The sequence below is a fragment of the Pseudomonas sp. RL_5y_Pfl2_69 genome, assembly GCF_963970465.1.
Classification (GTDB): domain Bacteria; phylum Pseudomonadota; class Gammaproteobacteria; order Pseudomonadales; family Pseudomonadaceae; genus Aquipseudomonas.
In genome coordinates this window covers 173518-193657 of record NZ_CAXAOU010000005.1, presented here as the reverse complement: position 1 = coordinate 193657, position 20140 = coordinate 173518, and the positions used below count along the sequence as shown (strand labels likewise).

The 20140-nt window shown below is 59.2% G+C and carries 19 protein-coding genes; 14 read left to right on the top strand and 5 right to left on the bottom strand.

Features of this window, described 5'->3' with window-relative positions; translation table 11 throughout:
• Positions 1 to 51: 51 nt before the first annotated feature.
• From asd to AACY07_RS11085, 3 genes are read right to left on the bottom strand one after another with little or no spacing between them, the layout of a single operon-like run.
• Positions 52 to 918, bottom strand: coding sequence for an archaetidylserine decarboxylase (asd, locus tag AACY07_RS11095; RefSeq protein ID WP_339474814.1), 867 nt, complete (start codon positions 916 to 918; stop codon positions 52 to 54).
• 9 nt (positions 919 to 927) lie between these two features.
• A complete protein-coding gene (locus AACY07_RS11090; protein ID WP_339474813.1) occupies positions 928 to 1755 on the bottom strand; it encodes a rhodanese-like domain-containing protein in 828 nt (275 codons plus the stop codon).
• Between the two features lie 37 nt (positions 1756 to 1792).
• Entirely contained in the window at positions 1793 to 3331 is a 1539-nt protein-coding gene (locus tag AACY07_RS11085) for an HDOD domain-containing protein (protein ID WP_339474812.1), read from the bottom strand.
• A gap of 152 nt (positions 3332 to 3483) precedes the next feature.
• Here AACY07_RS11085 and motA point away from each other — a divergent pair, with 152 nt between their 5' ends.
• Positions 3484 to 4335 (top strand): flagellar motor stator protein MotA, encoded by an 852-nt coding sequence (motA, locus tag AACY07_RS11080; protein ID WP_219262136.1) that lies wholly within the window; start codon positions 3484 to 3486, stop codon positions 4333 to 4335.
• A 3-nt stretch (positions 4336 to 4338) separates the two neighbouring features.
• Positions 4339 to 5319 (top strand): flagellar motor protein MotB, encoded by a 981-nt coding sequence (gene motB, locus AACY07_RS11075; RefSeq protein ID WP_339474809.1) that lies wholly within the window; start codon positions 4339 to 4341, stop codon positions 5317 to 5319.
• Between the two features lie 107 nt (positions 5320 to 5426).
• On the opposite strand, the gene rsgA is transcribed toward motB, so the two are convergent.
• Complete coding sequence (gene rsgA, locus AACY07_RS11070) at positions 5427 to 6458, bottom strand: small ribosomal subunit biogenesis GTPase RsgA (protein WP_019826259.1); 1032 nt, start codon at positions 6456 to 6458, stop codon at positions 5427 to 5429.
• 106 nt (positions 6459 to 6564) lie between these two features.
• Between rsgA and orn the strand changes: the two genes are divergently transcribed.
• A complete protein-coding gene (gene orn / locus AACY07_RS11065) occupies positions 6565 to 7107 on the top strand; it encodes an oligoribonuclease (RefSeq protein WP_133076648.1) in 543 nt (180 codons plus the stop codon).
• Positions 7108 to 7291: 184 nt separating this feature from the next.
• Positions 7292 to 7903, top strand: coding sequence for a trimeric intracellular cation channel family protein (locus tag AACY07_RS11060; protein WP_133076647.1), 612 nt, complete (start codon positions 7292 to 7294; stop codon positions 7901 to 7903).
• Between the two features lie 16 nt (positions 7904 to 7919).
• Here the strand turns inward: AACY07_RS11060 and queG are convergent, their stop codons facing one another.
• The gene (gene queG / locus AACY07_RS11055; protein ID WP_326397250.1) at positions 7920 to 8987 is read right to left on the bottom strand and encodes a tRNA epoxyqueuosine(34) reductase QueG; all 1068 of its coding nucleotides are present in this window, start codon (positions 8985 to 8987) and stop codon (positions 7920 to 7922) included.
• A 62-nt stretch (positions 8988 to 9049) separates the two neighbouring features.
• On the opposite strand from queG, the gene AACY07_RS11050 reads away from it, so the two are divergent.
• The 10 genes from AACY07_RS11050 to AACY07_RS11005 all read left to right on the top strand — a co-directional run bounded on the left by AACY07_RS11050 (position 9050) and on the right by AACY07_RS11005 (position 20108).
• Positions 9050 to 9910, top strand: a complete 861-nt coding sequence (locus tag AACY07_RS11050; RefSeq protein WP_339474807.1) for an NAD(P)H-hydrate dehydratase — start codon at positions 9050 to 9052, stop codon at positions 9908 to 9910.
• On the top strand, positions 9898 to 10368 hold the full coding sequence (tsaE, locus tag AACY07_RS11045) for a tRNA (adenosine(37)-N6)-threonylcarbamoyltransferase complex ATPase subunit type 1 TsaE (protein ID WP_339474805.1): 471 nt from the start codon (positions 9898 to 9900) through the stop codon (positions 10366 to 10368). The genes AACY07_RS11050 and tsaE overlap by 13 nt, the downstream gene beginning before the upstream one ends.
• A gap of 2 nt (positions 10369 to 10370) precedes the next feature.
• Positions 10371 to 11792 (top strand): N-acetylmuramoyl-L-alanine amidase, encoded by a 1422-nt coding sequence (locus AACY07_RS11040; RefSeq protein ID WP_219262197.1) that lies wholly within the window; start codon positions 10371 to 10373, stop codon positions 11790 to 11792.
• A complete protein-coding gene (mutL, locus tag AACY07_RS11035) occupies positions 11792 to 13705 on the top strand; it encodes a DNA mismatch repair endonuclease MutL (RefSeq protein WP_445261371.1) in 1914 nt (637 codons plus the stop codon). Before AACY07_RS11040 ends, mutL begins: the two co-directional genes overlap by 1 nt.
• On the top strand, positions 13705 to 14685 hold the full coding sequence (gene miaA, locus AACY07_RS11030; protein WP_339474804.1) for a tRNA (adenosine(37)-N6)-dimethylallyltransferase MiaA: 981 nt from the start codon (positions 13705 to 13707) through the stop codon (positions 14683 to 14685). Before mutL ends, miaA begins: the two co-directional genes overlap by 1 nt.
• A 90-nt stretch (positions 14686 to 14775) precedes the next feature.
• Positions 14776 to 15036, top strand: a complete 261-nt coding sequence (gene hfq / locus AACY07_RS11025; protein ID WP_016783304.1) for an RNA chaperone Hfq — start codon at positions 14776 to 14778, stop codon at positions 15034 to 15036.
• Between the two features lie 13 nt (positions 15037 to 15049).
• A complete protein-coding gene (gene hflX, locus AACY07_RS11020; protein WP_133076642.1) occupies positions 15050 to 16351 on the top strand; it encodes a ribosome rescue GTPase HflX in 1302 nt (433 codons plus the stop codon).
• A 96-nt stretch (positions 16352 to 16447) separates the two neighbouring features.
• Positions 16448 to 17629, top strand: coding sequence for an FtsH protease activity modulator HflK (gene hflK, locus AACY07_RS11015; RefSeq protein ID WP_133076641.1), 1182 nt, complete (start codon positions 16448 to 16450; stop codon positions 17627 to 17629).
• Positions 17629 to 18504 carry a protease modulator HflC gene (hflC, locus tag AACY07_RS11010; RefSeq protein WP_133076640.1) on the top strand — a complete coding sequence of 292 codons (876 nt, stop codon included), beginning with the start codon at positions 17629 to 17631 and terminating at the stop codon, positions 18502 to 18504. Before hflK ends, hflC begins: the two co-directional genes overlap by 1 nt.
• Positions 18505 to 18920: 416 nt before the next feature.
• Positions 18921 to 20108 carry an ATP phosphoribosyltransferase regulatory subunit gene (locus AACY07_RS11005; protein ID WP_339474802.1) on the top strand — a complete coding sequence of 396 codons (1188 nt, stop codon included), beginning with the start codon at positions 18921 to 18923 and terminating at the stop codon, positions 20106 to 20108.
• The last annotated feature ends 32 nt before the right edge of the window (positions 20109 to 20140 follow it).

The following is a 20140-nucleotide window of genomic DNA, read 5'->3' as shown; positions in this document are numbered from 1 at the left end:
GAGTTGATGGCATCGCGAGCAAGCCCGCTCCCACAGGGTCAGGCGTCGGGTTTATTCGGCGTGAGCCGGTGCGCCAATGCCTTGCCCCATCATCACCGGCGTTCCCGCCGCCAGGCCTTCAGCCCACTTCACTTGATCGGCACCGAACAGCACGATTGCAGTCGAACCCAGTTTGAAGCGACCCAGCTCGGCACCTTTTTCCAGGTGGATCGGCGCACGTGCAGCTTCGTCGTAGCGGAAGGTTTTCAGCTCGCGTTTAGGCGGCGTGACCAGGCCGGCAAATACGGTTTCAATCGACGCCACGATCATGGCACCCACCAAAATCACGGCCATCGGGCCGCGTTCGGTATCAAAGATGCACACGGCACGCTCGTTGCGGGCAAACAGCTCCGGCACGTTTTCGGCGGTAGTCTGGTTAACCGAGAACAGGCGGCCCGGCACGTAGATCATCTCGCGCAAGGTGCCTGCCAACGGCATGTGTACGCGGTGGTAATCCTTTGGTGACAGGTAGATGGTGGCAAAGTCGCCGCCCATGAACTGTGCTGCCACAGCGGCATCGCCACCCACCAGTTCCAGCACGCTGTAGCTGTGGCCTTTGGCCTGGAACACGCGACCATGTTCAATCGGGCCCAGTTGGCTGACAGCGCCATCGGCAGGGCTCAATACGGCGCCCGGAGCTTGATCCAGCGGGCGGGCGCCGTCTTTCAGGGCGCGGGTGAAGAAGGCATTGAAGTGCTCGTAGGCGGTAACGTCTTCAACCAGTGCCTGGGACATGTCCACTTGGTAACGCTTGGCGAACCAGGTTGTGAATGCATTCTTGAACCAGCGCACGCGGCACTCGGCAATGCAGCCGGCCAGGCGTGACAGCAGGTGATGCGGCAACAGGTACTGACTGAGGAGGAACAAACGCGTTTTCATTCAAGGTCCTTAATTTTTTACAGGCAGCTCGACAGGGGTATCGGGATGGTTGCCCCATTCGCCCCAAGAGCCGGCGTAGCCTTTGACGCGCGGATAACCGAGCGATTTGGCAACGAGATAAGTAAAGCCAGAACGGTGGTGAGTCTGGCAGTGGGTAATCACTTCTTTGTCTGGCGTGATGCCCAGATCCTTGAGGATCTGCGCCATGTCAGTGCGGATACGCAGGTTGCGGGTTTTATCCATGCCTGCGGTCCATTCAAAATTCTTCGCGCCGGGGATATGCCCACCCTTGGCGGCGAGTACTTTTTCGCCCGTGTATTCGGCTTCGCTGCGGGCATCCCAGATCGCCAGATCCGGGGCGCCCAAACGGCTTTGCAGGTACTCGCGGGTTGCGGTGGGTTCATCGTGCAGGGTCAGTGCCACCGGGCCACCGGCTGCAGCGGGTACATCCTGGCTGACGGCGTAACCGTCACCTGTCCATGCATGAATGCCGCCATCCAGATAGTGATAAGCCTTGTGTCCGATCACATCCAGCAGCCAGATAAAGCGCCCGGCCCAGCCGCCGCCTTCGTCGTCATACACCACGTAGACCGCATCGGGGTTGTGCCCCAACTCGCCGAACAACGCTTCGAGCGCCGCCTGGGTCGGCAGCAGGCCGGGCGCCGGTGGCAGCCCCAGTTGCGTGCGCTTCGGGTCGACGAAGCGAGCCCCCGGAATATGCCCGGCTTCGTAACGCGCGACGCTGGTCAAGTCGACCACGATCAGTTCGGGAGCGTTGAGCCGGGCGGACAGGTCGCTTGGTTCAATCACTAACGGCAAGCCAGAGAAGCCAGGCATGTGAAGCCTCCAGAGCAAAAAAGGGGGGATTGTAGCGCTAGCGCCCGCGACTACTAAAGCTATTCAGGGCTTTCTCGATGCATTGGGCCGTTTTGCCGAATGCCTGCACGCTGGTTTCCGAAAAGGGTCCGCCGCCCTGGTCTGCCAGTACCAGCATGACCACGCGGCCGTTGTTGCTCAGGGAGCGTAACAGTAGATGCTCGCCAGGGAACAGGCTGCGCAGGCTGTAGGGTAAAACCGCGGATATGACGCCATTGTTCTCGGGTGTCAGGCGTACCTGAGCCGGTTGCGCCATCAAGCGCTGGAGTGCGGTGCTCTCGTTGATGGCGATGTTCAGGTCGAAGGCTGTCTTTGCCAGTCCGGCTATCTGATTCACGCTCAGGGCGGTTGAGGTCTTGTCGGGTGTCAGCAGCATCACTCGGCGCATGCCGCACGCCAGCAGGGCTTCGCGGGCGCAAGTGGTCAGGTGCACCGGGTTGCTGAATGCGCTGGGTTGCTCGAGCAATTGCCCGCAATGTCTGCGCCACGCCGCCAGCGCCTCGGCCGAGGGGGGCGGCGCGGCCAGCGAGCTGTGGCGGGTGCGGCGTGCATCCCATGGCCAGAGCAGCGCCTGGGCCGGGTGCCAGAGTTCTGGCATCGAGTGATAGCGCCCGCTGTTTACCGCGTGCTGGTGCACTTGCTGTTGTATGTCATCCAGCGGCATTTGCAGGTACAGGCTGGTGACGTACTGCCAGCGCAAGTTGTGCGGCGTGTCCCATGCCTGTTGCGCTGAAAGCGCCAGGCAGTTGGCCAGCAGCACGCTGTTGGCGGGCTGGTTGAACCAGCGGCGCAGCTCGGGATCGGCGTCCAGGTGCTGTTGCTGGCGCAGCGGATGATGAGTGTCGCGGGCAATGTGCAGCACCTTGACCAGCGTGCGGCGCTCGTCGGTGATGACCGTATAGCCCTGCATCACCCAGGCGGGCAATCGCCAGAGTTCGGCCAGCGTGCGGCAGATATCAAACAGCGGAACACCAAACAGCTCCAGCTCGACCTTTTTGGCACATACCCCTTGCTCGATCACCCGTCGCTCCCAGGCTTCAAGCAGCAGCGGGTGAGTGAGCGCCAACGCCCATAACGGCGACAGAAACAGCAGGCTGCTCCAGTAGATTTCTTGCCAGAGGCGCGCCAGGCGATTGCCGAACAGCCCGATAGCTTGTTGTGCGGCGTGCTGGCTGATGAGCTGGATTTGTCGATAGGCCATCGGGATGTCTTCGATCGCCAGTGCGGGTACGCGTTCGAGCAACACTTGGGTGCGCTTGAGGCCCAGGCGGTTGATGGCCACTTCAAGGCTTTCGGCAGGCTCGCTCAGGCTGCTCTGGACGTGTTGGTTGGCCTCGCGGATCAGCCTGAGTGCCAGCGCCGGGCTGTCCTGCATGACCTCGGCAATTTCGCGCAATGAGCGGCGACTGTCGTTGATCGTCTTGAATACGCGCTCATGGCTGTTTTGCGGGATCGGCAAATCAACAGCGTCCAGGAGTGATACCCAGGCATCCAGAGTAGTGGGTGTTGATGTCGGTGCGCAGGTTTCGTTGGCCATTAGGGGAACGCGATCATCATCGATTGTGGAGGTCGAATGGATTTTCGGCTTTGCCGGCTATAGTCTGGCGCAGATTCGCCGATAAGGAGAAGAAGAGTTTTAGCTTCGCTGGAATATGACCTTGAACCCGACTCAGTAAGTACTTTTTATCTATGGCTAAAATTATCGGCATCATTGTCGTGTTCGCGAGTGTGCTTGGCGGATACGTGCTTTCCCACGGCAAAATCGGTGCGCTGATTCAGCCGTTCGAGGTTTTGATCATCGGTGGGGCGGCCTTTGGCGCGTTCCTGCAAGCCAACCCCGGCTACATGACCATGCACGTGATCAAGAAATCACTCAGCATGTTTGGATCACGCTTCTCCCACGCTTTTTATCTGGAAGTGCTGGGGCTGGTTTACGAGATTCTTAATAAAAGTCGCCGCGAAGGCATGATGGCCATCGAAAGCGATATTGAAGACGCGGCCGCCAGCCCGATCTTCTCCAAGTACCCCACTGTCCTCAAGGATGAACGCATGACGGCGTTTATCTGCGATTACCTGCGCATCATGTCGTCGGGCAACATGGCGCCCCACGAGCTTGAAGGGCTGTTTGACATGGAGCTTTTCAACCTCAAGGAAGAACTGGAGCATCCTTCCCATGCCGTGACCGGGATCGCCGACGGCATGCCCGGTTTCGGCATTGTGGCGGCGGTGCTGGGTATTGTCGTGACGATGGCCTCGCTGGGTGAGGGCGATCAGGCCGCCATCGGCATGCACGTTGGTGCCGCGCTGGTGGGGACGTTCTTCGGTATTTTGGCTGCCTATGGCTTCTTCGGTCCGCTGGCGACGTCCCTGGCCCACGATGCCAAGGAAGAAATCAACGTTTACGAGTCGATCAAGGCTTCCCTGGTGGCCTCGGCCTCGGGCATGCCGCCGTCGCTTGCCGTCGAGTTCGGTCGCAAAGTGCTGTACCCCAAGCATCGACCGAGCTTTTCCGAGCTTGAACAAGTGGTTCGCGGTCGCTGATTTATGGAAAACAACCAGCCCATCATCATCAAGCGCGTAAAGCGCTACGCCGCAGGCCATCACGGTGGCGCCTGGAAAATTGCCTTTGCTGACTTCGCCACGGCGATGATGGCGTTCTTTTTGGTGATGTGGCTGATGACGGCCGCCACGCCAGAGCAAAAGATCGCCATTGGCGGCTACTTCAAAGACCCGATTGGTTTCAGCGAAAGCGGCACACCTTACATCATCGACCTGGGCGGCACGCCTGCGCTGGCGCCGGACAACACCCTCAATCCCGAAGAGAAACTGCAGCCTCAGCCCGACAAGATCAAAGTCGATGCCGATCAGGTTGAAAACATGGCGGAGCAAGTCGAGAAAGAACGTCTCGAACTGCTGCTTCAGGAGTTGCAGAACAAGGTCGAAGAAAACCCGCAGCTGCGTAAATTCAAGGATCAGTTGCTGTTTGAAATCACTCCGGACGGTTTGCGGATCCAGATCATGGACGCCGAAAACCGCCCGATGTTTGATGTGGGTAGCGCGCGGCTAAAGCCTTACTTCGAAGATATTCTGCTGGCCATGGCCGACACCATCAAAGCGGTGCCGAACAAAGTCAGCATCAGCGGCCACACCGATGCCATGCCCTATGCGGGAGGTGGCGATTACGGCAACTGGGAATTGTCGGTCAACCGTGCCAATGCGGCCCGGCGTGCCCTGGTGGCGGGTAGCTACCCTGATGCGCAGATTGCGCGGGTGGTGGGGTATGCGTCGTCAGTGCTGTTCGACAAGGCCAACCCCTATAACCCGATCAACCGTCGAATTGACATCGTGGTGCTGACCAAAAAGGCCCAGCAGGCGATTGAAGGTGAGCAGGGCGTGGAGCCGGTTAAGGCCCAGGAGTTGCCCAAGGCTGCGATCGATCCGATCCAGTTGCCCGCCGACAAACAGCCGCTGCCGATGCATGAAGAGCGCCAGAAGCTGAATCTGTTTGACGACAAGGCACCGTAAAAAAGGTGGGGGCGGGCTTGCTCGCGATGCAAGCGACTCGGAACACCTGATTCACCGAGGCGATGCAATCGCGAGCAAGCCCGCTCCCACGGAAGTTGATAGGGGGCTTAGTAGCTCGACTCGGGCAAGCTGGCAATGATCGAGCGATAGCTGTTCATGCGCTGCTGTTGAACGCGGCCATCTTCCAGGGCCATCAACAATGCACAGCCTGGCTCGCGGTCGTGTTTGCAGTCGCGGAAGCGGCAGGTGCCGATCAAGTCGTTGAACTCGATAAAGCCCGCCTCGACATCGGCCCGGCTCACGTGGCCCAGGCCGAACTCGCGGATACCCGGTGAGTCGATCAACTCGCCGCCACCCGGGAAGTGGAACAACCGCGCCGTGGTAGTGGTGTGCGTGCCCTGGCCCGAGACTTCCGACAGCGGCCCGACCCGCAGGTTGACCTCTGGTAGCAGGCTGTTGACCAAGGACGACTTGCCCACGCCCGACTGACCCACAAACACGCTGATATGGCCGTCCAGTTGCGCTTGCAACTGCTGCATGCCATCACCGTGATGCGCCGACACTTCCAGCACCGGATAACCCAGCTGGCGATAAACCCCCAGCAACGCATTGAGCGCCGGTGAGTTTTGATCGTCGATCAAGTCAGCCTTGTTGAGCAGCAGCAACGGACGAATCCCCGCGTGCTCGGCAGCGACCAGGTAACGGTCGATGAGGTTGGCATGGGGCTCGGGCATGGGCGCGAACACAATCACGATCATGTCGACGTTGGCAGCGACCGGCTTGAGCTGGCCACGGCTGTCCGGGCGGCACAGTTCGGTTTTACGCGGCAGTTGGGCGACGATGACGCCGATGCCCTGGTTCCCGGCGCGCCATACAACCGTGTCGCCGGTCACCAGTGCGGGCAGGTTTGCGCGCAGGTGGCAGCGGAACATCTGGCCTTTAAGCTCGCCTTCCTGGGCTTCGACTTCGACCTGCACACCAAAGTGCGCGATCACCAGGCCGAGTTGCTCGGGGCCTAAATCGCCGCCCTCAAGCGCTTCGACGGCACTGGATTCGCGTTTGGCGGCGCGGGCAGCGCGCTCGCCCTGGATCTTTTCGATGCGCCAATTCTGACGACGATTGAGCTGGCGTTTGGCCATGGGTGTTCCGTGTTGATAAAACGATAAGAAGGGTAAAACGCAGGCGAGTTTAGCACGAGGGCTGCACGCCTAAGCTAAACTGCGCAACCAAGCACTGGAGGCCATTATGCAAAACGCGCAGAACCTGATCTGGATCGACCTGGAAATGACCGGTCTGGACCCTGACAACGACGTCATTATCGAAATGGCCACCATCGTTACCGACAGCAACCTCAATACCCTGGCTGAAGGTCCGGTCATCGCCATCCACCACAGCGATGAAGTGCTGGCCCGCATGGACGAATGGAACACCCGCACCCACGGTGGCAGTGGCCTGACCCAGCGCGTCAAAGACAGCACCACCACCATGGCCGAAGCCGAGGCGCAAACCATCGCGTTTCTTGAGCAGTGGGTACCCAAAGGCAAGTCGCCGATCTGCGGCAACAGCATCTGTCAGGATCGCCGCTTCCTGTACACCCACATGAAAGCGCTTGAAAGCTACTTCCACTACCGCAACCTGGACGTTTCGACGCTCAAGGAACTGGTCGCGCGCTGGGCACCTGAAGTGCGCGACAGCCTGGTGAAGAAAGGCACGCACCTTGCGCTGGACGACATTCGCGAGTCGATCGCCGAACTGCAGCACTACCGCAAGCACTTCATCAAGTTCTAAGTTGCCGTTGATCCCCCTGTGGGAGCGGGCTTGCTCGCGATGCAAGCGACTCGGTACATCTACCGAACCGCAGCGAAGCCATCGCGAGCAAGCCCGCTCCCACAAAGAACAGTATTTGCTGCCCCCTTTTGGTGCCAATGCCAACTGAGAGTAGACTGCGCGCCTTCTTGCAAGGATCGCTGCCATGTTGCTGATGCTCTATTTAGTTGCCATTACTGCCGAAGCCATGACCGGGGCGCTGTCTGCCGGGCGTCGGGGCATGGATTGGTTCGGCGTGGTGCTGATTGCCTGTGTCACGGCGCTAGGCGGCGGCTCGGTGCGCGACGTACTGTTGGGGCATTACCCGCTGACCTGGGTCAAACACCCGGAATACCTGGTCTTGACTACCTTTGCCGCGCTGGTGACGATCTTTATCGCGCCACTGATGCGCCATTTGCGCTCGCTGTTTTTGGTGCTCGATGCCCTGGGGCTGGTAGCGTTTACCCTGATTGGTTGCATGACTGCGCTGGAAATGGGCCAGGGCATGCTGGTGGCCTCGGTGAGCGGGGTCATTACCGGGGTATTTGGCGGCATCCTGCGGGACATCTTCTGCAATGACATCCCGCTGATCTTCCGTCGCGAGTTGTACGCCAGCGTATCGTTTGCCGCAGCCTGGTGTTTCTTGCTGTGTACCTGGCTCGAAATGCCCAACGAGCAGGCTATTTTCGTGACCTTGTTCGGCGGGCTACTGCTGCGTTTGCTGGCGATCCGCTTTAACTGGGAAATGCCCAAGTTCGTTTACAACGACGAGCATTAAGCAATTGCGGGAGTGGTCAGGCGCGCTTGGCGTGTTGTGCCAGCGCCCACTCCACATGCTCCTGCACCAGCTCGGACGGGTAGTCGCGCCGCGCCTTCAAGGCTTCAAGCACCGGGATCGTCGACGGCGCATTGCCCAGCCCCACTGCCAGATTGCGCAGCCAGCGCTCGTACCCTGCCCGGCGTAGAGGGGAGCCCTCGGTGCTGCTCAGGAACGTGTCTTCATCCCACATGAACAGCTCGGCCAGCCCGGCGTTGTCCAGGTTGTGCCTTGGCTTGAAGTCGCCTTCTGCCGTCGTGCGGGCAAAACGGTTCCACGGACAGACAATCTGGCAATCATCACACCCGAACACCCGGTTGCCGATCATTGAGCGCAGCTCTTCGGGGATCGCGGTTTTCAGCTCGATGGTCAAGTACGAAATGCACTTGCGCGCATCCAGTACATAGGGGCCGACAAAGGCATTGGTGGGGCAAATGTCCAGGCAGGCAGTGCAGCGTCCGCAGTGCTCGGTCTCGTGGGGAGGATCGACCGGCAGCGGCAAGTCGACAAACAACTCGCTCAGGAAGAAATAGCTGCCCGCCTTGCGATTGAGCACCAAGGTGTTTTTGCCGATCCAGCCCAGGCCAGCCTGCTGCGCAATGGCTTTTTCCAGGACCGGGGCGCTGTCGACAAAGGCGCGAAAGCCAAACGGGCCGATGTCCTTCTGGATGCGGTCGGCCAGTTGCTGCACGCGCTTGCGGATCAGCTTGTGGTAATCGCGACCCAGGGCGTAGCGCGACACGTAGGCTTTTTCAGGCTGGGCCAGCAGCTGCGCCATGTGGGTGTCGCCGGGCAGGTAGTCCATGCGCAGGGACACCACGCGCAATGTGCCGGGGACCAGTTCTTCGGGATGCGAACGCTTGCTGCCGTGGGCAGCCATGTAGTCCATGTCGCCGTGGTAGCCAGCGTCGAGCCAGCGTTGCAGATGGTGTTCGTGTTCTCCAAGGTCGAGGCCGGCAATGGCGACTTGTTGAAAGCCCAGCTCGCGGCCCCATTCCTTGATGGACTGAGCGAGAGCAGGGAGGTCGGCAGTAATAGCAGGCATGAGGCAAGAGAAACCGGAGCTGAGATGCGTATAATTCTGCCAGACATCGGAGCCCGACACGTATGCCGCAGACCAAACACCTTTTAGCCGACCCCAAAGCCCTTCGTGCAGATAACCTGCCGCGACTGCCTGTGCGGGCCCCAAGCGCCCACAAAGGCCAGTTTGGCCATGTGCTGCTGGTGGGTGGGGATCGCGGGTTTGGCGGCTCGATTACCCTGAGTGCCCAGGCTGCACTACGCTGTGGCGCTGGCCTGGTATCACTGGCCACGCGTCCCGAGCACGTGGCGGCCGCTCTGGTGCAGGTGCCTGAAGTGATGACACTTGGCGTGTCGTCAGCCAATCAGTTGATGGGTGTGCTGGCGCAGGCTTCGGTGGTCGTGGTGGGGCCGGGTTTGGGGCAGGCCCCCTGGGGGCGTAGTCTGTTGTCGGCTGCTGCGCAGGCAAAAATGCCTCAGGTGTGGGATGCCGATGCGCTGAATCTGTTGTCCAACGCAGTCATTGGGCTGGCCTCCGGCTCGGTGATCACCCCGCACCCGGGCGAAGCCGCGCGGTTGTTGGGCATCAGTACCGGGCAAGTACAGGCAGATCGCCCGGCAGCGGCCCGAGCGCTGGTTAAAAAATATTCAGTGGTCTGCGTCCTTAAAGGAGCAGGCACTCTGGTTGCAGGGCTGGAAGGTGAATTGGCCATTTGCAATCAGGGACACCCGGCCATGGCTACGGCCGGTTTGGGGGATGTGCTGGCAGGCGTGATTGGCGCGCTGCTGGCCCAGGGCATGAGCGCCTTCGATGCGGCGTGCCTGGCGGTGTGGCTGCATGCCCGCGCCGGAGAACAACAGGGACAATTGGGCCGTGGGCTGGCGGCCAGTGATTTGATTCCAGTCATTCGTCAGTTGTTGGAGGAACACGCACCGTGCACGAAATAACACTGCAACTGGACGATGAAGAGGCAATGACCGCCTTTGGCGCGCGCCTGGCGACCGTGACTCAAGGTCATGGCCTGATCTTTCTGGACGGTGATCTGGGGATGGGCAAGACCACCCTGTCACGAGGCTTGATTCGCGGCCTTGGGCACACCGGCTCGGTTAAAAGTCCGACCTTTACGTTGGTTGAGCCTTATGAAATTGGCGATATTCGCGCCTTTCATTTTGATCTGTACCGTCTGGTCGACCCGGAAGAGCTCGAATATATGGGGATTCGCGATTATTTCGACGAAGACGCCCTATGCTTGATTGAATGGCCCGATAAAGGTACAGGCTTTTTGCCAAAGCCTGACCTGACCATTACCATTAGCCCGCACAACACCGGGCGTTTGCTGAAGCTGACGCCCCAAGGTTCACGTGGCGAGTCTTGGTGTGCCGCATTGGCACCGGAATACAAATAATGATGGGGTTTGGTATGCGCTTTCGCGCGTTAGTAAGTGTGGTGGGTGTGTTGCTCAGTGTCATGGCGGTCAACGCTTTGGCGGCGACACAGGTCAAAAGCGTACGTTTGTGGCGGGCGCCGGACAACACACGACTGGTTTTTGATCTGACCGGCCCGGTGCAGCACAGCGTGTTTACGCTGACAGCCCCTGACCGTCTGGTGATTGATATCAATGGTGCGACCCTGGCCGGCCCGTTGAATGTGCAAACCGCCAATACGCCTATTACCAGCATGCGTTCGGCGCAACGTACCCCCACGGATTTGCGCGTGGTGATCGACCTGAAAAAGGCGGTGACTCCGAAGAGCTTCGTGCTGGCGCCGAATGCCCAGTACGGCAACCGTCTGGTGGTTGATCTGTATGACCAGGGTGCCGACCTCTCTCCGAGCTTGCCTGCCACCAATGTGGCGACGGTGCCTGTGGTTCCGGTCACTCCGGCCCAGCCTGACGTCAAGTTGCCGCCGATTCCGAGCGGAAAACGCAGTGTGGTGGTGGTTATTGACGCCGGCCACGGCGGTGAAGACCCGGGGGCCTCGGGCTCTGCAGGCCAGCGGGAAAAAGACGTGGTGCTGGCAATTGCCAAAGAGCTGCAGCGCCAGATCAATGGCATGAAAGGCTTCAGGGCTGAGCTGACGCGCACCGGCGACTACTTTATTCCGTTGCGTGGCCGTACCGAAATCGCCCGCAAAAAGGGTGCCGACCTGTTTGTGTCGATCCACGCCGATGCCGCGCCGTCCAAGGCCGCCTTTGGTGCTTCGGTGTTTGCCTTGTCCGAGCGCGGTGCGACTTCCGAGACTGCGCGCTGGTTGGCAGACAGCGAAAACCGTTCTGACTTGATCGGCGGCGCGGGCAATGTGAGCCTTGACGACAAGGACCGCATGCTGGCGGGTGTATTGCTCGATCTGTCGATGACGGCTTCGCTGACGTCCAGCCTGAACGTGGGGCAAAAGGTCTTGAGCAACATCGGTCGGGTGACACCGCTGCACAAGCAGCGCGTGGAGCAGGCCGGGTTTATGGTGCTCAAGTCGCCGGATATTCCATCGATCCTCGTCGAAACCGGGTTTATCTCGAACTCCAACGAAGCTTCGAAACTGGCGTCGAGCAGCCACCAGCAAGCGCTGGCGCGTTCGATCAGCAGCGGCGTGCGTCAGTTCTTCCAGCAAAACCCGCCACCGGGCACGTATATCGCCTGGCTGCGTGACACGGGCAAAATTGCCCAGGGCGCCCGTGAACACACGGTCCGTCCCGGCGAAACGCTGGCGATGATTGCCGTGCGTTATCAAGTGGGTGTGGCGACGCTGCGTTCGAGCAACAGCCTGAAAACCGATGAGCTTAAAGTCGGCCAAAACCTGAACATTCCGGCCACCGCCCTGGCGGCTCAATAATGAGTGACGGCGTCTTGAACAGCAGCGCGCGGATTGAACTGCTCAGCCCGCGCCTGGCCAACCAGATTGCTGCTGGCGAGGTGGTTGAGCGTCCGGCATCGGTGATCAAAGAGTTGCTGGAAAACAGCCTCGACTCGGGCGCCAAGCGCATTGACGTGGATGTGGAGCAGGCCGGGATCAAGCTGCTGCGGGTGCGTGACGATGGCAGCGGTATTTCCAGCGACGACTTGCCGCTGGCACTGGCGCGTCACGCCACGAGCAAGATTCGTGATCTTGAAGACCTTGAGCGGGTGATGAGCCTGGGTTTTCGCGGTGAGGCCCTGGCTTCCATCAGCTCCGTTGCCCGCCTGACCCTGACTTCGCGCACCCGTGGTGCCGATCAGGCCTGGCAGGTCGAGACTGAAGGCCGCGACATGGCACCTCGGGTGCAACCGGCGGCACATCCAGTCGGCACCTCGGTTGAAGTGCGTGACCTGTTTTTCAATACCCCGGCGCGGCGAAAATTTCTTAAAACCGAAAAAACCGAGTTCGATCATCTGCAAGAAGTGATCAAGCGCCTGGCGCTGGCCCGGTTTGATGTGGCGTTCAATTTGCGACACAACGGTAAAACCATCCTCAATCTGCATGAAGCCCGGGACGATACTGCCCGCGCCCGACGTGTGGCGGCGGTGTGCGGCTCGGCGTTCCTGGAGCAGGCGCTACCGATCGAGATCGAGCGCAATGGCCTGCATTTGTGGGGCTGGGTGGGTCTGCCGACTTTCTCGCGCAGCCAGGCTGACTTGCAGTATTTCTATGTGAATGGCCGTGCGGTACGCGACAAGCTGGTGGCCCATGCGGTGCGCCAGGCTTATCGCGATGTGCTGTTCAACGGTCGTCATCCGACCTTTGTCCTGTTTTTTGAAGTCGACCCTTCGGTCGTCGACGTCAACGTCCACCCGACCAAGCACGAAGTGCGCTTCCGTGACGGGCGCATGGTGCATGACTTTTTGTATGGCACGTTGCATCGCGCCTTGGGTGATGTGCGTCCGGAAGACCAACTGGCCGCTCCTGCGCCTGTGCCCGGTGCCGAACGCCCTACGGGGCTCGACGCCGGTGAGTTTGGTCCGCAAGGTGAAATGCGCCTGGCAGCCAACGTACTGGAGCAGCCGCAAGCGGCGCCTGGTCAGCATGTCGCAGGCTCGGGTGCCGGGGCGGGTTATCAGTATCAGTACCGGCCGCAGTCTTCGGCGCCTTCGGTTCCTGTCGAAGAAGCGCGCAATGCCTATCGCGAGTTTTTCGCGCCATTGCCCGAGGCCAATGCTGCACCCTTGCCGGACGGGCAGGGTGATATTCCGCCGTTGGGCTTTGCGCTGGCGCAGCTCAAGGGCATTTATATCCTTGCCGAAAACGCCCAGGGACTGGTGCTGGTGGATATGCACGCGGCCCACGAACGCATCATGTATGAGCGCCTGAAAATCGCCATGGCCAGCGAAGGTTTGAGCGGTCAGCCCCTGCTGGTGCCGGAATCGATTGCGGTCAGTCAGCGTGAAGCCGACTGTGCAGAAGAGCACGCCGAATGGTTCCAGCGCCTGGGCTTTGAGCTGCAGCGCCTTGGCCCGGAAACCCTGGCTATCCGCCAGATCCCTGCCTTGCTCAAGCAGGCTGAGGCTCAGCGCCTGGTCCATGACGTACTGGCCGACCTGATGGAATACGGCACCAGTGACCGGATTCAGGCGCATCTCAATGAGCTGCTTGGCACCATGGCCTGCCACGGTGCGATCCGGGCCAATCGCCGTTTGGCGATCCCGGAAATGAACGGCCTGTTGCGTGACATGGAAAACACCGAGCGCAGTGGTCAGTGCAATCATGGTCGTCCCACCTGGACCCAAATGGGCCTGGACGACTTGGACAAACTCTTTTTGCGCGGTCGCTGATGACAGGTTCCAACGTTTTACCCCCGGCCATTTTTCTGATGGGGCCGACGGCTGCCGGCAAGACCGATCTGGCCATCGAGCTGACCAAGGTACTGCCGTGCGAGCTGATCAGTGTCGATTCGGCACTGGTCTATCGCGGTATGGATATCGGTACGGCCAAGCCGGAGAAAGAAATTCTGGCTGCCCACCCTCATCAGTTGATCGATATTCTCGACCCGGCTGAGAGCTATTCGGCGGCTGATTTTCGCCGCGACGCACTCAAGGCAATGGCCGAGATCACCGCGCGCGGCAATATTCCGCTGCTGGTGGGCGGCACCATGCTGTATTACAAAGCACTGATCGACGGCCTGGCAGACATGCCCCCGGCCGATCCCGAGGTGCGTGCGCAGCTTGAAGAAGAGGCTCAACGCCTTGGCTGGCAAGCCTTGCACGACCAGCTGGCGGCCATCGACCCGGAGTCTGCAGCGCGGATTCACCCCAATGATCCTCAGCGTCTGACGCGGGCGCTGGAGGTTTATCGGGTCAGCGGCATGAGTGTGACGGCCCACCGGCAAAAACAATCTGAGCAAACGACTAAAGCAGCGGCTTCTGGGCACAGCCAATTGCCCTATACTGTCGCGAATCTGGCCATCGCTCCGGCGAACCGTCAGGTGCTGCATGAGCGAATTGCACTAAGATTCGGGCAGATGCTGGAACAGGGGTTCATTGACGAGGTCATAAGCCTGCGCCATAGAAGTGACCTGCATGCCGGGTTGCCGTCTATACGTGCTGTAGGTTACCGCCAAGTCTGGGATTACCTGGACGGCAAGCTGACAGCGGCGCAGATGCAGGAGCGCGGTATCATTGCCACGCGCCAGCTGGCCAAGCGTCAGTTCACCTGGTTGCGCAGTTGGGACGACCTGCATTGGCTGGACAGTCTGGACTGCGACAATCTGCCACGAGCCTTGAAATACCTGGAATCGGTCTCCATATTGAGCTGAGTCTTGGCAAATGCCGTCTATCCTATGGATGTGGCGACAGCGGTCATCTAATTTTTGTTTCTATTTTTTATCCTTACAGGAGTGCGGCATATGTCAAAAGGGCATTCGCTACAAGACCCTTACTTGAATACTTTGCGTAAAGAGAAGGTTGGCGTTTCCATCTACCTGGTCAACGGGATCAAGCTGCAGGGGACCATCGAGTCTTTCGACCAGTTCGTGATTCTGCTGAAAAACACCGTCAGCCAAATGGTTTACAAACACGCAATTTCGACAGTCGTACCAGTACGTCCAATTCGTCTGCCTAGCGCAACTGAATCGGATCTGGCAGACGCTGAACCAGGTAACGCCTAAATAGGAGCATCCTTTGTTCTTTGAGCGCCACGGTGGTGGTGAGCGAGCAATCCTCGTTCACTTGGAAGGACAGGACCCTGAGGCGCGCGAAGATCCGCAGGAGTTCCAGGAGTTAGCTGTGTCGGCTGGCGCCGATACCGTCGCGTTTTTTAACGTGCCGCGTCATCGGCCATCGGCCAAATACCTGATTGGCAGTGGCAAGGTCGAGGAGTTGCGCGACCTGGTCAAGGCCGAGAAGGTAGACATCGTGATTTTCAATCACGTGCTCACGCCCAGTCAGGAACGTAACCTCGAACGAGTTTTCGAGTGTCGCGTGCTTGATCGTACCGGGCTGATTCTCGATATCTTCGCTCAACGCGCCCGTACCCATGAAGGTAAGCTGCAGGTCGAACTGGCTCAGCTTGACCATATGAGCACGCGTCTTGTGCGTGGCTGGACTCACCTTGAGCGTCAGGGTGGCGGCATTGGCATGCGCGGGCCGGGTGAAACCCAGCTCGAAACCGACCGCCGTCTGTTGCGTGTACGCATCAGCCAGATCAAAGCCCGCCTGAAAAAAGTCCGCAGTCAACGGGAGCAATCCCGTCGAGGCCGCCAGCGCGCCGATATTCCTACGGTGTCGCTGGTGGGCTATACCAACGCCGGCAAATCCACGCTGTTCAACAAGGTCACCGGCTCTGACGTATTCGCCGCTGACCAGTTGTTCGCCACGCTCGATCCGACCTTGCGCCGCCTTGATCTGGGCGATCTGGGGCCGATCGTACTGGCCGATACCGTGGGCTTCATTCGCCATCTTCCGCACAAGCTAGTTGAAGCTTTCCGGTCTACGCTCGAAGAGTCGAGCAATTCCGATTTGCTGCTGCATGTGATTGATGCGCACGAACCTGAGCGCATGGCTCAGATCGAGCAGGTGATGGTGGTGCTGGGCGAAATTGGTGCGCAGGACTTGCCGATTCTCGAGGTCTACAACAAAATCGATTTGCTTGAAGGTGTCGAGCCGCAGATCCAGCGTGATGCCGATGGCAAGCCGCAGCGGGTCTGGTTGTCGGCCCGTGATGGTCAAGGGTTGGAGTTGCTTGAACAGGCCATCGCCGAGTTGCTGGGCAATGATTTGTTTGTTGGCACCTTGCGCTTGCCGCAACGTTTTGCTCGACTGCGTGCACAGTTCTTCGAACTGGGGGTTGTGCAAAAGGAAGAGCATGACGATGAGGGCTCCAGTCTGTTGGACGTACGCCTGCCGCGAGCCGAGTTGAACCGCTTGGTCAGCCGCGAAGGGATGCAGCCGCTGGAATTCATCGAAGAACACACTTTGCAATAAAAGCCTCGCAAAGCGGCTGTGCCGCTGTGATAGGCATTCTGTAGCATTGGTCGGCGCGCCGTGGGCGCGTCTTTGCTTTATCAGATGGAGAGCGCTATGGCTTGGAATGAGCCGGGTGGCAACTCGAATAATCAAGATCCTTGGGGTGGCAAACGCCCTAATAATGGCGACCGCAAGGGACCACCAGATCTCGACGAGGCCTTCCGAAAGCTGCAGGAAAGCCTGAATGGGTTGTTCGGTGGTGGGAAAAAACGTACTGGCGGTAGCGGCAGTGATGGTGGTTCGAATGGCAAGGGCGCCGGTTACGGCCTGCTCGGCATCGGCCTTGTCGTACTGGCGGCTGCCTGGCTGTACAGCGCTGTTTATGTAGTCGATGAGCAGGAGCAAGCCGTCGTGCTGCGCCTGGGCAAGTACTACGACACCGTTGGGCCGGGTCTGAACATCTACTTCCCGCCGTTCGATAAAAAGTACATGGAGAACGTGACGCGTGAGCGTGCGTACACCAAGCAGGGTCAAATGCTGACTGAAGACGAGAACATCGTCGAAGTACCGCTGACCGTGCAGTACAAGATCAGCAACCTGCGTGATTTCGTGTTGAACGTTGATCAACCGGAAGTCAGCTTGCAACAGGCTACCGAAAGCGCCTTGCGTCACGTCGTGGGTTCCACGGCGATGGATCAGGTGTTGACCGAAGGTCGTGAGCAGATGGCTGTAGACATCAAGGAACGCTTGCAGCGCTTCCTGGATACCTACAAGACCGGTATCACCGTCACTCAGGTCAACGTACAAAACGCAGCGGCACCGCGTGAAGTACAGGAAGCCTTTGATGACGTGATCCGTGCCCGTGAAGACGAGCAGCGTGCCCGCAACCAGGCAGAAAGCTACGCCAATGGCGTGGTGCCGGAAGCGCGCGGTCAGGCCCAGCGCATCATCGAAAACGCCAACGGCTATCGTGATGAAGTGATTTCTCGTGCCAAGGGTGAAGCCGACCGCTTTACCAAACTGGTTGCCGAGTATCGCAAGGCTCCGGATGTAACGCGTGATCGTCTGTACCTGGACACCATGCAGGATGTCTTCAGCAACACCAGCAAAGTACTCGTGACCGGCAACAAAAACGGCCAGAGCAACTTGCTGTACTTGCCATTGGACAAAATGATTGAAGGCCGTAATGGCAGCAACCCGGCAACGGGTTCGGCAGCTGCGGCGGGCAATAACGACTCGGCATCCCATGCCAAGTCGGAAATGCCGACACCACCGCGTACCAGGGAGAGTCGCTGATGAGCAATAAATCGCTGATCGCCCTTATTGTTGCCGTTGTCGTGGCGATTGTTGCCTGGAACAGCTTCTACATCGTTTCGCAAACCGAACGTGCCGTTATGTTGCGCTTTGGCCGTGTGGTGCAGGACGATGTTCCGCCGGGTCTGCATGTGAAGATTCCTTACGTCAACCAGGTGCGCAAGTTTGATGGCCGCTTGATGACGCTGGACGCACCGACTCAGCGTTTTCTGACGCTGGAAAAGAAAGCAGTAATGGTTGATGCATTCGCCAAGTGGCGTGTGAAAGATGCGGGTCGCTTCTACGCTGCGACTTCGGGTCTTAAGCAGGTTGCTGACGAGCGCTTGTCGCGTCGTCTCGAATCGGGTCTGCGTGACCAGTTCGGTAAGCGCACGTTGCACGAAGTTGTGTCCGGTGAGCGCGATGCGCTGATGGCAGAACTGACTGCATCGCTGAACAAAATGGCTGAAAAAGAGCTGGGTATCGAAGTTCTCGATGTTCGGGTCAAGGCTATCGACCTGCCGAAGGAAGTTAACCGCAGCGTGTTCGAGCGTATGAGCAGTGAGCGTGAGCGTGAAGCTCGTGAGCACCGCGCCAAGGGTAACGAGCTGGCAGAAGGCATTCGTGCTGACGCCGATCGTCAGGCCCGCGTACTCTTGGCTGAGGCTTATCGCCAGTCCGAAGAGTCACGCGGTGATGGTGATGCCCAGGCTGCTGCGATCTACTCCAAGGCGTATGGCCAGGATCAAGAGTTCTACAAGTTCTATCGCAGCCTGCGCGCTTACCGCGAAAGCTTTGCGAACAAGAGCGACGTACTGGTTCTGGACCCAAGCAGCGATTTCTTCCGCTACCTGGAAAAATCCAAGCCTGCACAGTAGTAAAAACGCTTGAAACCTGTGGGAGCGGGCTAGCTCGCGATGCAAACAACTCGGTCTGTCTGATAAATCGAGTTGATGCCATCGCAAGCAAGCCCGCTCCCACACTGTTTTCAGAGGGGTTGGCATGTTCATCACAGACCCTGCTTTCACTCCGCCGGGCGGTCAAATGGCCTCGCGGGGTGATCCTTTTAGAAAACGGGTGTATGATGCGGCAGCCGGGAAATTCCCGGCTTTTTTGCGTCTGCATGTTTGATTGACCGAATGGCTGTTACAGCATCGGCAGATTTTTCGAGGAATGTGCTGTGTAAGCCTGTCGCTTGGGCTTTTTTGCTGTGCGCGTTCAAGACGCAGCCACGTTCTGCTTTACTCAAGGCTCGCCTGCTGGCTGGCCGCCCGGATCATAGGGGAATGGCGTAATGGCAACGGTAGACCGCTGGCTCTTGCCAGATGGCATCGAAGAAGTACTTCCACCTGAGGCAGCCCGCATCGAAGTGGCGCGCCGTCAGGTGTTGGATCTGTTCCAGAGCTGGGGCTATGAGTTCGTCGTCACTCCGCATATCGAATACCTGGAGTCCCTGCTGACAGGGGCTGGCCAGGATCTCGACTTGCGTACCTTCAAGGTTATTGACCCGCAAACGGGTCGCCAGATGGGTTTTCGTGCCGACATCACGCCGCAAGTGGCGCGCATTGATGCGCATACCCTGCGTCGCGAAGGCCCAAGCCGTCTGTGCTACGCCGGTAGCGTGCTCCATGCGCAGCCGCGTGCGTTGTCATCCTCGCGCAGCCCGATCCAGTTGGGTGCCGAGTTGTATGGCGATGCGAGCCCTAGCAGCGACGTTGAAGTCATCAGCCTGATGCTGGCGATGCTGCAACTGGCCGATGTGCCGGATGTGCACATGGACCTGGGGCATGTTGGTATTTACCGTGGTCTGGCCCGTGCGGCCAACCTGTCGGTTGAAGTGGAACAACAATTGTTCGACGCCCTGCAGCGCAAGGCGATCGACGAAGTAACGGCCTTGACCGAAGGTTTGCCGGCTGATTTGGCAGGCATGCTTCAGGCATTGGTTAGTTTGTGTGGCGGCCGCGAAGTGCTGGTTGCTGCGCGTGAGCGTCTGGCAAAGGCTCCGGCCCCCGTGCTGGCTGCTCTGGATGACCTGGTGGCGATTGCCGAGGGGTTGTCCGTGCGTTTCCCGCAGTTGCCGCTGTATTTTGACCTGGGTGAGTTACGTGGTTATCACTACCACACAGGTGTGGTGTTTGCGGTCTTTGTACCGGGCGTTGGGGACTCCATCGCCCAGGGCGGTCGTTATGACGATATCGGTGCTGTTTTCGGACGTGCCCGTCCGGCTACCGGTTTCTCGACCGATCTGAAAACCCTGGTGACCCTGGGGCGTGCTGAAGTCGAGCTACCGTCTGGCGGTATCTGGATGCCTGACAGCACAGACGCGGCACTCTGGCAGCAGGTTTGCCAGCTTCGCAGTGAAGGTCAGCGTGTGGTTCAGGCGTTGCCTGGGCAACAGCAGGCTGGGGCCCATGAGGCAGACTGCGACCGCCAATTGATTCAGCAGAACGGCCTGTGGCAAGTAGTGCCGCTGGTTTCTTGAGTTTTCCTGCCGGCGGCTGCCGGCACCAAGTT